Here is a 12,232-nt window from a genome sequence, read left to right as displayed (position 1 = left end):
AAACGCTTTTATCGACACCTTTCTTAGCCGGCATGAATTACCCCTTGCCCGGCGACAAACAGTCGGCCCCTCACCCTAAGCCCTCGTTAACGGTACCGGTACAGGACGGGAGCGGTTCGGCTCTTGTCGCCGGGTTTTGCAAGAGGATGTACGTAGTTTTACCTACGTATTCGTACTAATAGATATTTTTCCGATGCAAATCTATTCTACGCCCGGCAGTCGAAAACGCCGACGTGTTGCAAATCGACGATAAAAAACAGGGATGTTGGACTGCCGAATATGTGAACAATTACGAGAGGAGAATGAGCATGAGGAAACTAAAATATCTATTCCTGGCGAGTCTGATGGCCCTGACGTTAGGAACAGTAAGCGCAGACGATGCTTTATCTAAATTGAGAGCTACTGACACCTTGTATATAGGAAACAGCGGCCTCAATAGTGTCGCCAAATTCAATGCAAATACAAATGATTATCTGGGGGCTATTCAAGGCGCCGAGTGCTATGGACCGGACGGTGCGTTTGCTGGATTTGCAGACGGCGTTTGGAACGCAAAAACAAGCGGCCCGTGCCAGGCCTTCGGAATGTTCATAAAGGCAGGCTCCCTGTTCGTTGCCAACGGCAACAACGGCGTTTATCTAGAGAATTCCAATCAAGTGAATGTCTCCGGCGATGTCATGCAATTCCTGGTCGGCAACGGCAGGCTAAAGAAAAAACTGGTCTCGCCGACCGACAGAAGCGGAAATATCAACGTTAACGCCCCCTACAGCCCGCGCGGAGCCTTATTTTACCGGGGCAAAATCTATGTTGCCGATATGGCGGAATTTGATCCGAACGACCCTACCGCGGACTGTGACGGCTATTACGCCGGAGCATGCAAATCGGGTTCGATTAAAATCTATAATCCCGGAAATGGCAGGCTGATCGGTAAAATGGCGCCGGACTCGACGTTCGGCCATGTCTTTCATCCGCGCGGGATAGTCATCAAGAATGGTCTGCTTTATGCCGCAGTCAGAAAACTGCCCGGCGAAGACTCGGCCGACCCCAATGGCCGAAGTGGAGGATGGGTTCTCCGATTCGATCTGGCGACGGGCAAATTCAAGGATGTTTTCATCTCGAGCGACGGCAGTTGCCATCCCCCGACCCCTGCGGATGCCAATTGGACTCGGTCTGACTGCGCTGACCCGTCCGATCAGCTTGACAGGCCAGAAGGCATCGTATTCGGCCCCGACGGAAACATCTACATTACCAGCTTCCGGTATGATGTGGAGCCAAGTGACGGGGGTAATGACAACGACAAAATCATGATTTTCGATGGGGTTACCGGCGCCTATGCCGATCAGATCGACCTCGCCGGCCCTCAAAACACCTCGGGGCAACGCGCCTTCGCGCAGGCCCTGCTGTTCGGGCCCAAAGGCCGGCTGATTGTTCCGATCACATCCGGAACAGAGGATGTGGGCGGAGAGGTCCGCAGTTACGATGTCGGCAACTCCAGCTATCCCTATCACGTCATCATTCCTGCTTATGCCTCGGGCGGACCGTTAATAGGCGGATGGAATCTGACCTACGGCAAGACCGATCCGGCAACACTGGAGTACACAAAATAAATAGAGTATCTTTTGATTGTTGGCCATAATCCAGAAAATTCGGGCTTTAACAAGGGGAAGTCATCCATGGCCGGATGCTCCCCGCAGGAAACCGAAGTCCGATTGAGTAATCAGTCATATACCCGTCGATATAAAGCCTTGTCTGCTGAATAAAACCTGTTCGGCAAGCTGGGCAAAGGCAGTCAGAAGATTGAAAGTTTCAAATAAAGATCGAAAAATTTCAGTCCGGCACTGAGGTCGACTCGGCTGTCAAGGATGAAGAGACGACATCGGCGGCATCCACACCGGCTTCGCCCTGAAACCAGGCTACCGCGTCGACCAGGGCCTTGTCCGCGGGGCGTGGCCGATAGCCCAGACGTTGCCGGGCTTTGTCGCTGGAAAAATACATCCGGTACCGGGACAAGCGCACGCCGTCCACCGTGATCATCGGCTCCTCGCCGTCGGTAACGCGCGCCCATGCTTCAGCGGCATAGGCCAAAGGCAAAACCATACGGGGAGACAAGCGGACCTTGGGCGGGCGGTTGTGGGTCCGGCCGGCGATCGTTTCCAGAATCTGTTTGAGGCTCAAGTTCTCTCCGCCCAGAATGTATCGCTCGCCGACCTGACCCCGCTCGAACGCCTGGATATGGCCCTTGGCCACGTCATCCACGTGCGCGATATTCAAGCCGGTATCGACAAACGCCGGAATACGGCCGAAAGCGGCGTCCCGAATGACCCGGCCGGTGGGCGTCGGTTTAATGTCTCCAGGCCCAACCGGCGCCGTCGGATTGACGATGACCGCCGGCAGCGAGCGCTCTTTGATCAGTCTTGATACCTCGGCTTCGGCCAGGTATTTGGACTGCTTGTAATGGCCTTTTCTGATTCCGGGATCGACCGGCGTTTCCTCGTCGGCACTGCCGCCTTCGGGTGCCATGCCGAGCGCCGCAATGCTGCTGGTATAAACGATGCGCTCGACTCCGGCGTTTAACGCGGCCACCATGATATTGCGGGTACCTTCGACGTTGATTTTATAAAAAAGGGAAGGATCACGGGCCCAGAGACGATAATAAGCTCCTACGTGAAACAGCGACCGGCACCCTTTCAATGCTTTGGCTAACGAAGCCTCATCGGTAAGATCGCCGTAAACCAATTCGACGGGCAGGTTTCGAAAATTGCGGCAATCGCTGTTGATCCGCACCAAGGCCTTAACCTCTTCGCCTTTTTCAAGCAGGGCTCGAACGACGGCCGAGCCGATAAATCCATTCGCACCGGTAACAAGCGTTTTCATAGCAAAGCCCCCTTGAGCATGACCTGAAAATTTTGACTCTTCGTTAATCGCAAAGATTCAATTGGATATGAATTGAGCCCTGATTGTTCGGAAAGCCGAATTTTGGCGGGGTCACTCTGTGCCATCGGCCGCCGGCTTTGCTGCGGATGATTCAAAGAGGAAGGAGAAACCGGTCCTCCACAGTGGACATCTTGAATAGAATAATTATAAATGTTAGATATTTCGATTTTGAAAGTTCCCACTCTCCAAACGAAACTACCGATTAATACAATGGGTTCTGCAGGATTCGCTTGGGAAAAATCCAACAGTAATTATATGTTATCCGTTAGAAATGAAAAATAACATAATCGTATCAGTCTTTAAACGATTCTTAATTTTTAATAATTAAAAAACTGTTTTTAAGACGGCTTTTTTCCATTGAATGCGGCCCGGCAAGAAATAAGCGACTCAGTTTATATGGAAGTCTTTTCCCAGATCCATTACTTGACAAACAAGTAGGCTCAACTAGAGTTGGATATACCCGACGATAGCCGTCGGATTAATTCTCTGTCATACAGTAAAAAATAACTACAAATTCACAAGACAACACCTTTCTTGATTAAAAGGAACCTTGTTGCCTTAAGGAGCACACATGAGCTATCCCAAACTAATGCTGCCTCTCGCTGTCCTGTTGCTCATTCCTTATCAACAAACTGCGGAAGCGGCTACGAAAACCACGACTTTCCAAGTGACCGCCACGGTCAATGAAGTTTGCAACGTCTCGGCAACAAATCTGGCCTTCGGCGTCTACGATCCTTCCGCGGCGGCTACGGACAACACCAGTACGATCACGGTGACCTGCACCAAGGGCACCAACTACAGCATAGGATTGAACGCCGGAACCGCCTCGGGCGCCACGGTAACCACCCGGCAGATGGAAGATGCCGTTTCGTCCGACCTGATCAATTACAGCCTTTACAGCGATGCCAGCCGTACCGTGAATTGGGGCAATACGCCCAACACGGATACGGTCGACGTCGCCAGCGCTACCGGCGCCGCGGAAAACCACACCGTTTATGGCAGGATTCCTGCCGGCCAGTATGTCTCGGCGGGAAATTACAGCGACACGATTACCGTCACCGTCACTTACTGATGCAATGCCCTCGCTTCAGACCGTCCGTTCGGTAAAAAACGCCTTCTCTCTTTTTCTGACGCTGTGCTGCCTGCTGGCGGGAAAAACGATCCAGGCCGGTTCTTACGGCGTCAATCCGGTCAAACTGACCCTTTCTTCCCGGAATTCGACCCAGGTCATGACGGTGCGCAACAACGGAACGCAAGCGGCGGTCATGCAGGTGGAGCTGGCATCCTGGAGCCAAACCCGGGGCCGGGACGATTACGCCCCGACCCGTGACTTACTGGCGACCCCGCCCATCTTTAATTTGCCTCCCGGCGGCATGCAAATCATCCGGATCGGTCTTCGCCGCGCACCGGACCCCCAGCGTGAACGCGCCTATCGAATGTTTCTGCAGGAAGTGCCGCCGCCCCCCAAACCCGACGCAACCGGTCTGCAGATCGCCTTGCGCATCAGCATACCGATATTCATCGCGCCTTCTTCACCGGCCACGCCGGTCCTGCGCTGGAAAGCGACCCGTATTGACGAACATACCCTCAAAATCGAGGTCGCGAATACCGGCAATCTTCATGACCATCTTTCCGCCTATAAAATCTATCGTAAAGGAAGCAATGCACCATTCCTGTCGCAGAAGCTTTTCGCCTATCTGCTTCCGGGCGAGAAACGCGAGTGGACGCTGGCCACCGGCGTGATGCCGAATCCCGGCGAAACCCTGCGCGTATCGGCCACTACCGATGCCGGCGCAGCCGAGGCGGAACTGGCGATGGATAAACCCTGATTCTCAACCGATGAAGGGCGTTTTTTTTTGCCTGCTGTTTTCATTTGCGTCAACACAGATTTTCGCCCAAAAAGTCACCACCATTCCGATTGCCAAGCAGGAATCCGCCTTGCAGGAATTGCTGCTTGCGGTTTATCTCAATCAGGAGAATTTGCAGCAAACCACGGTACTGCTCAAAACCCAGGGGAAACTCCTGGCCAGCGCGGCCGACCTCAAGCGTTGGCGTCTGACGCTGCCTTCGGAGCCGGTGCTGACTTATCAAAATCAGGAATATTACAATTTACAGGCGCTTGCCGGAATTTCCTGCAAGATCGACGAGCCCACCCAATCCTTATGGATCAACGCCCAATCCGGCGTTTTTCCGTCGACCCGCATCGACGGCTCCTCGTTGGGATATACCCAACCGACGCCATCTTCCCTGGGCGGTTTTGTCAATTACGACGTCTATGGGCAATCGACCGAGCCGGAGCCTCTGCGCCTGGACGGCCTGGCGGAAGTGGGATTTTTCAACGGCCGGGGCGTGGGCGTCAGTAATTTTCTGGCGCAGAACCTCAGCGAGGATGCCCGGCTGATCCGCCTGGACAGCACCTGGACGATCGATCGACCCGACCGGCTGGCCAGCTTCAGAATCGGCGACGCCGTCGGCAACGGCGGCGCCTGGGGCCGTCCGGTTCGGTTTGCGGGCATTCAATGGGCCACCAATTTTCAGACGCAACCGGGCTTTATTACCTTTCCGATGCCCGGCATCGGCGGGCAGGCGGCCTTGCCGTCCCTAGTCGACGTGTATGTCGACAACATCCGGTTATTGAGCCGGGAAGTCGAGCCGGGGCCTTTCACCATCAACAACATTCCGGCCATTACCGGTCTGCGCGAGATGCGCCTGGTGGTACGCGACCTTCTGGGCCGCGAACAAACCATCACTCAGCCCTATTACGCCAGCCCCGAGTTGCTTCGGAAAGATTTACAGGACTTTTCCTACGAGATCGGTTCGCTCCGTCTAAACTACGGATTGAACAGCAATGACTACGGCGACTGGTTCGCCGTCGGCACCCATCGCCTGGGTTTTAGCGACCATTTTACCGGCGAAGGGCATGCCGAACTGCTGCAGGACCGGCAAACTCTCGGTTTCGGCGGTGCGTTCGTATCGCCGCTTATCGGCGTGTTCGATGCGTCCGCCGCCGGCAGCCGCAGCCGGAAAGGCGAGGGAGCCTTGCTGTCGCTGGGCTGGCAGCGGCAGACGTCCACACTCAGCTTCGGCGGACGGGCGCAGTTCGCCAGCCGGGATTTTACCCAGCTTGGCCTGGATCCCGATCGCCCTGCGCCCAAACTGCTAAGCTCCCTGCACCTGGGCCTGGCGACCGCCCGCTACGGCAACTTCAACGTCAGCCATATTTATCAGGATTACCGCGATCAGGAAGACGTCAGCCTGATCAACGTCAACTACAATCTCTCGTTCAAGGACGGCTGGTTTCTAAGCCTATCCGCTTTCAACAGCCTCAACGACGACAATAAAGGCATCACGCTGACATTAAGCCATACTCTCGGCGAGCGGACCAACGCCAGCCTTACAGCCGGGCTTCAGAACGAGTCGTCCACCGGGCTCGTGCAGGTGCAGCGCAATCTGCCGCCGGGCAGCGGCGTCGGTTACCGTCTGCTGGCGGGTTATGACGGAGGGGAACGGCTCGAATCCGGAGTGACCGTACAAAACGACGTCGGCACTTATAGCTTGGAAGGAGCTCTGTTTCAGGGTCAGTACCAGGTTCGGGGCAGCGCCAGCGGCGGCTTGGCGGTGATGGGCGGGGATGCCTTTTTATCCCGCCGCTTGAACGGCAGTTTCGCCGTGGTTCAGGTTCCGGATTACCCCAATGTGCGCGTCTATGCGGAAAATCAACCGGTAGCGACGACCAATGCCTGGGGCAACGCTCTGGTGCCCTCGCTCAGGCCTTATCAGGAAAATCACATTCGAATCGAACAGGCCGATCTTCCGCTCGACGCCCGGATCGATGCCTTGTCGATCAATGCCGCGCCTTATTTCCGCAGCGGCTTTCTGCTGAAATTTCCGGTCCGGCGCTCGCGCGGGGCAACGTTGAAAATAAAACTCGACAACGGCGCGGCGCTGCCTTCCGGCGCTCTGGTGAACATCGTCGGGGAAGAAGAAGCATTTCCGGTCGCCTTGCAAGGCGCCGCTTATGTTACGGGACTTGCTCCGAGCAATCGTTTGCGTGTACTCTGGCGCGGACAAAGCTGCGAGTTCGAGGTGTCTTATCCCGAAACCGAAGAACCTCTGCCCGATTTAGGAACTTTTACCTGTCATGGAGTTTCCCCGTGAAAAATAACAAGCCATCGAACCGGCCGATCCATTACGGGCCCGCTTTTCTGAGCGCCGCCTTGTCGTTAACGTCTCCGCCGGCGGACGCGCTCGGACTCGACTGCAACGTGTCCTCGACCGGAGTTGCCTACGGCGTTTACGATCCCAACAGCAGTTCCCCCACCAACGCCACCGGCAATGTCCACGTGTTCTGCACGGTCCTTGTGGTCAGCGTATTATCGCAAATCAACGTCAGCCTCAGCACGGGTGGCAGCGGCACCTTTGCTTCCCGCAAAATGTTCGGCGGCACCGACCCACTGAATTACAATTTGTACAAGGACGCCAGCCATACCACGGTCTGGGGCGACGGCACCGGCGGCACCGGAATCTTTACCGATAATCTTTTGATCGCCGTGCTCGGCACCTCCGTCGACCATACCATTTACGGCAGCATTCCGGCAGGCCAGTACGTGCAGGCAGGAAGCTACAGCGATACGATCACGGTCACGGTGGAATTTCATGAAGGCATCTGAATGCCGGAAAAGCCTTCTCGACGGAATGCTCCCGGCAAGCCTTATTTGCCAAACTTCTTCCAAATGTTGAATAATCGTACCATCTATTTCCCGGCGCCGGTTTGACGAAATCCAACAGCGCCGAACGACCGCCTTCATTTCAACGGGGATCACCATGCGCAATCTGACTAGACAATTGACGGTATTCGGCTGGGCCGTGTTTTTACTCGGATTCCTGTCGGCAACTCCGGGCCTGGCCGAAGATTTGCAACAGCCCCAGCAAATCATCCAGGGCATTTCGGATCAATTACAAAACAAACTCCGGGATAAAGCGTTCAGTCAGGATTTTGCGAAAGTTACCGAATACGTCAACGGCGTCATCGAGCCGCACACCGATTTCAACCGGATTGCGGCGCTGGTACTCGGCAAACACTGGAAATCGGCCACCGGCGACGAACAGGAGCGGTTTAAAGCCGAATTCAGAAATCTGCTGGTCCGAACCTACGCCCGGGCGTTCGTCGAATACCAGGACTGGACCATCCGTTACCTGCCTCTCAACATACCGGACAATGCCGACAAACTCATCGTCAAGACCGAAGTCTTGCAGCCGGGCCTTAACCCGGTCGACGTCAACTACCGCATGTTTCTGAGCCAGGGAACATGGAAAGTGTACGACATCATGATCGAAGGCGTGAGCCTCGTGACCAATTACCGCTCCTCCTTCAGCGAGGAGATTCAGCGCAAAGGCTCCTTGAGCGCGCTGATCGACAGTCTGGCCAAAAGGAATTCGGAAGCGCTGAAACCGAAAGATTCCTGAAACCGGAGCCGTCGTTCGGGCGTTAGAAGAAAGGGGAGAGCAATGCCGTTAATTACCGTGAAAATACATTTTTCATCCCGAGAGGTAAAAAACCGTCTTTATATCTGCCAAGAAATTCCGTAGGGTGGATAAGCGAAGCGCATCCACCGCACTGCCATGAAGTATTTTCATGGCGCGTGCCAAAACGAATGAATTCGCCTCCACCCAATCGTTGACGCACGCAAACCGAAATCTCAACGGCGGTACAAGCCGCCCGCGGCGTCCAGCAAACGCTTCTGCGCCGCGAAATGGCGCTCGATATAACCCAGATCAAAACGCTCGTGCCGCATTTGCAGGGCCGCCTGCCGGATGAGTTCGGGCGCAAGCTGTACGAGCGGACGGCCGCTGCTCATGGCCAACAATTGGGCCTGGGCGACGCGCTCCAGAAAATAAAGATCGTCGAAAGCCTGCGCCACGGTCGAAGCCGCGGTCATCACGCCGTGATTGCCCAGAAACAGCACTTCGGCATCGCCGAGAATGGCCGCCATTCGTTCGCCCACCGAATCCGACAGGGCGACTCCGTCGTAATCGGTATCGTAGGCGACCCTTCCGTAAAATCGGCAGGCGGTGTGCAGCGCCCATTCGAGACGCCCGCCTTCGATCATCGTCAAAGCCGTCGCATAAGGCTGATGCGTGTGCAGCAGCACGCGGGCGCGGGGCACGAGGCGGTGGATCGGCGCATGGATGTGATGCGCCGACGCCGCAGGTTCGCCGTCGCCGCGGATCACTTTGCCGTCGAAATCGCAGACGATCAGGTTCGATGCGGTGATTTCGGAGAAATGCAGGCCGAATGGATTGACCAGAAAATGCTGCCCGTCCGGCAGCACGGCCGAAAAATGGTTGGCGATCGACTCGTGCAGATGGCAGGCCACCGCCATATGAAAAGCCGCCGCCAGATCCTGGCGAAGATCCCATTCGGCTTCGCTGACGTTCAACATGCCGCCGCCACAACAAAAACTTCAATGACCGAAACCCTGAGCATCTTTCGTCACCGCCGACTCGTCAGATCAAAGTGAGAACCTTATTGCAAGCAAAGATAAAGAAGCGGCCCGGCGTTGTCAAGAGAGGGGCATGGCCGGCCAGTTCGAAGAGTAAAGAGATCGAAGGATCCGCATCAGCGCCGTCTTTTGACGAGATATTTCGGCTTAACCCGACGTTAACTTGAAAACGGCCGGGCCTTTTCGGCGGATGGAGGAAATGTGTGCGCCAGCACAGGGCTTTGAGGAGACCGTTTTTGCAACGCCACTCTATTGCAAATGCAGGGCCAAAATTAAACGCTCAAGGTGTCCATCAAATCAATCATGAACTCCATTTCTTCATCTTCCACCTTGTCCCAGGACTTGAATCCCAGGCTTTCCAAAACGCCCAGGCTTTTGGGATCCTTCTCCATTTCGAGCAGGCGCCGTTGGAACTCCTCCCGCCTGTCCGCCAATTGCGGCCCGATCATTAAGGAATGGTGAATCACGCTGATCTGACTGCGAACCAATACTTTGAGCTGTTTTTTAACCACGTCCGACAAGTCGTCGAATGCTTCCGCCAGAAAGATGCCGGCATCGGCCTCTTCGCGTAATAACCGCTTCGCCACGAGAACATAACTCTCACAGGGAACCGCCCGGACGTTGTGCGCATCGAGATCGCCGGGTTCCAGCAGAATCATGCCCATCATTTTGACGTCCGGGTCCTCGGTCGCGGCCAGCCGGATACCCGGAGGCAACTGGGCGACGTCTTCAACCGGATTTTTCGAATGAACGGCGATCAGGGCTTCGTCGGCCGCGCCCGCCGGTTTGGCCACCGGCAAAAAGCCTTTTTCTCTGACCAGCATGGCGGCATCGTAGGGATTGGCGTAAATCAGGCTGATCTGATCGTTGCGGATCGCATCCCGTTGATGGCTGTAATCCTTGTACATTTCCATGTGAATCGGGAGTCCGGTTTGTTTTTGTAGCCAAGTGTTGAAGATGAACCATCCGGAAAGATGTTCCGGAGTAAAATCGGGGCTGACGGTAAAAATATAAGACATCGCTTTCCTTTCAGTTCTTCAGCGTGGGATATAATTTGATGCACTCCTCGACTCTGGAGCGGGAAGGTTTTCTTCGAACCGAGGTATAGCCTACGACGGAGCCTTTTCTCTTATTGGGAATCACAGTCGCTTTCACCCAGTAATACCCTCCGTCCTTGCGTAAATTTTTGACGAATCCCTGCCATGTCTTCCCGGACTTTACGGTATCCCAAAGATCTTTATAGGCGGCCGCGGGCATGTCGGGGTGCCTCAATATCGACTGGGGAGCGCCGATGAGCTCCTCTTTGGTATAACCTGATATATCGACGAAGGCCTGATTGACCTGCGTGATGACGCCTTCGGGATCGGTGGTGGAAACGATGAGTTTGCCGTCGGGATAAGGCGTTTCGATTTCCGTATAGAAAACTTTTCGGCGAATTCCCCCGTATAAATCCAGGGTGCATTCTTTATAGTCGCCGACGATAGATTCAGGCTGCATATCGGATATCATGCAATTTCCCTTTTCGAGTGTTTACAACATTTCGGAAATGCTTTGCGCGGCTCTTTTGACGTCCAGAAAAATCAAGCCAAGCTTTGCATTGGGTTTCGCCATCACCGTCAGCACCGAATCACTTCCCGCGTAAGTCATCAACACATAGCCTTTGTCGCCTTTGATCAATACCTGTTCCAAAGCGCCTCTGCGCAACTCTTGCGCCGTTCTGTCGCCGAGCGAAAGCATGGCGGCGCTCATCGCGCCCACTCTGTCTTCGTCGAGATTGGCAGGCAGTACGCTGGCCATCGTCAGGCCGTCTGTGGAAATGACCCCGGAGGCTTCGATATCGCCCGAGGTGCCGTTTAATTCTGTTAATACCGAAGTCAGCAGGTCTGCTCGCATAACATTCTCCTGATGTGTTATTTGAAAATCTTTAAATCGAATCGTTTAAGGTCTAGCTATTTACTTTGTTCTTCTTCAATTTTTTATTTTTTTGGTAACTATTCAGCGGGAATCACTGGCTTGTTTATAAGTGGTTTCAAAGTAAGGAAAACCAACTGTAGGAGCGACGCCAGTCGCGATAATCACCGCCCAAATCGCGACTGGCGTCGCTCCTACGAATACCGCTGAATAGTTACTTTTTTTGATTAATAAAATCAACTTAACTACGGTTTTCTGCATAACGAATACTCAACATCCAGACCAAATCGACAAATTCGGGCTGGTTGAAATGAGGAATGCCGAATATCGCAATTAAAAAACGGATTTCACCTATGAATAACGGCCAAAAGCCCGCCTGGCTGCTGCCGCCGGCGTTCACGATCGCCCAGGCATGGCTGTTAAGCCCCAAATTATTGATCAGCAATCCCGAACGGCGGTCGTGCACCCTGGCAATCTCGGTGCACAGGGCCGATAATTCTTCCGCGGCTTCGTGCACGAAGCCATGATTGGCCAGATAAAAACCCTGGTTATCCGCCAACAGCACTCGACTGTCTTCGGAGATTTTTCCGAGCAGAGGCGGCAGGAGTTGTTCCAGAGAGCCGGAAGGAGGCGTTTTTTTCTCGCCGAAGCCCTGGACCAGGCCCAGCTTCTGGCAGTGATACAACAGCTCCAGGCATTTTTCGGCTTCACCGATGCCGGTCAAAGAATGCAGTTGCTCCAGGGACAACTCGGGCGTTTCGGGCTGCTGAAAAAGGGTTCTCAGAAATTTTCTGGGCTTGTCGTTTTCTTTGAAGGAAGCGGCATAATAAGCCCCCGCCGGCGTCGGATGGATGTAGAGTCCTTCGGCAAGTCTATAACCTGTCATC

General features: G+C 54.4%; 13 protein-coding genes. 6 read left to right on the top strand and 7 right to left on the bottom strand.

Translation table 11 applies throughout. From position 1 onward, the window contains the following. Nucleotides 1-233: 233 nt before the first annotated feature. On the top strand, nt 234-1,604 hold the full coding sequence (locus tag A3OW_RS0116525) for an NHL repeat-containing protein (protein WP_157385924.1): 1,371 nt from the start codon (nt 234-236) through the stop codon (nt 1,602-1,604). Between the two features lie 220 nt (nt 1,605-1,824). On the opposite strand, the gene hpnA is transcribed toward A3OW_RS0116525, so the two are convergent. Next, entirely contained in the window at nt 1,825-2,871 is a 1,047-nt protein-coding gene (gene hpnA, locus A3OW_RS0116520) for a hopanoid-associated sugar epimerase (protein ID WP_020564559.1), read from the bottom strand. Nucleotides 2,872-3,502: 631 nt separating this feature from the next. On the opposite strand from hpnA, the gene A3OW_RS0116515 reads away from it, so the two are divergent. The 5 genes from A3OW_RS0116515 to A3OW_RS0116495 all read left to right on the top strand — a co-directional run bounded on the left by A3OW_RS0116515 (nt 3,503) and on the right by A3OW_RS0116495 (nt 8,397). Further along, nucleotides 3,503-4,003 (top strand): Csu type fimbrial protein, encoded by a 501-nt coding sequence (locus A3OW_RS0116515; RefSeq protein ID WP_020564558.1) that lies wholly within the window; start codon nt 3,503-3,505, stop codon nt 4,001-4,003. A gap of 4 nt (nt 4,004-4,007) precedes the next feature. Then, nucleotides 4,008-4,760, top strand: a complete 753-nt coding sequence (locus tag A3OW_RS0116510; RefSeq protein WP_020564557.1) for a fimbrial biogenesis chaperone — start codon at nt 4,008-4,010, stop codon at nt 4,758-4,760. Nucleotides 4,761-4,770: 10 nt separating this feature from the next. Continuing rightward, nucleotides 4,771-7,089 carry a fimbria/pilus outer membrane usher protein gene (locus tag A3OW_RS0116505; protein ID WP_020564556.1) on the top strand — a complete coding sequence of 773 codons (2,319 nt, stop codon included), beginning with the start codon at nt 4,771-4,773 and terminating at the stop codon, nt 7,087-7,089. Next, a complete protein-coding gene (locus A3OW_RS0116500; protein ID WP_020564555.1) occupies nt 7,086-7,601 on the top strand; it encodes a Csu type fimbrial protein in 516 nt (171 codons plus the stop codon). Before A3OW_RS0116505 ends, A3OW_RS0116500 begins: the two co-directional genes overlap by 4 nt. 154 nt (nt 7,602-7,755) lie before the next feature. Beyond that, nucleotides 7,756-8,397 carry an MlaC/ttg2D family ABC transporter substrate-binding protein gene (locus tag A3OW_RS0116495; protein WP_020564554.1) on the top strand — a complete coding sequence of 214 codons (642 nt, stop codon included), beginning with the start codon at nt 7,756-7,758 and terminating at the stop codon, nt 8,395-8,397. 233 nt (nt 8,398-8,630) lie between these two features. On the opposite strand, the gene A3OW_RS0116490 is transcribed toward A3OW_RS0116495, so the two are convergent. From A3OW_RS0116490 to A3OW_RS0116470, 6 genes are all read right to left on the bottom strand, one after another. Then, nucleotides 8,631-9,374: an aldolase gene (locus A3OW_RS0116490; protein WP_020564553.1), complete on the bottom strand. Its 744-nt coding sequence runs from the start codon at nt 9,372-9,374 to the stop codon at nt 8,631-8,633. 332 nt (nt 9,375-9,706) lie between these two features. Next, entirely contained in the window at nt 9,707-10,453 is a 747-nt protein-coding gene (locus tag A3OW_RS0116485; RefSeq protein WP_020564552.1) for a phosphate/phosphite/phosphonate ABC transporter substrate-binding protein, read from the bottom strand. Between the two features lie 10 nt (nt 10,454-10,463). Then, nucleotides 10,464-10,943, bottom strand: a complete 480-nt coding sequence (locus A3OW_RS0116480) for a PAS domain-containing protein (protein ID WP_020564551.1) — start codon at nt 10,941-10,943, stop codon at nt 10,464-10,466. A 21-nt stretch (nt 10,944-10,964) separates the two neighbouring features. Next, nucleotides 10,965-11,327, bottom strand: coding sequence for a roadblock/LC7 domain-containing protein (locus A3OW_RS0116475; protein ID WP_020564550.1), 363 nt, complete (start codon nt 11,325-11,327; stop codon nt 10,965-10,967). A gap of 102 nt (nt 11,328-11,429) precedes the next feature. Further along, nucleotides 11,430-11,606: a hypothetical protein gene (locus A3OW_RS27985; protein ID WP_157385923.1), complete on the bottom strand. Its 177-nt coding sequence runs from the start codon at nt 11,604-11,606 to the stop codon at nt 11,430-11,432. Continuing rightward, nucleotides 11,587-12,231 (bottom strand): hypothetical protein, encoded by a 645-nt coding sequence (locus A3OW_RS0116470; protein ID WP_020564549.1) that lies wholly within the window; start codon nt 12,229-12,231, stop codon nt 11,587-11,589. The genes A3OW_RS27985 and A3OW_RS0116470 overlap by 20 nt, the downstream gene beginning before the upstream one ends. Between the last annotated feature and the right edge of the window lies 1 nt (nt 12,232).

Source organism: Methylosarcina fibrata AML-C10, from assembly GCF_000372865.1.
Lineage (GTDB): Bacteria > Pseudomonadota > Gammaproteobacteria > Methylococcales > Methylomonadaceae > Methylosarcina > Methylosarcina fibrata.
The sequence above is the reverse complement of the archived record's forward strand: the minus strand, read 5'-3'. Positions and strand labels throughout refer to the sequence as shown.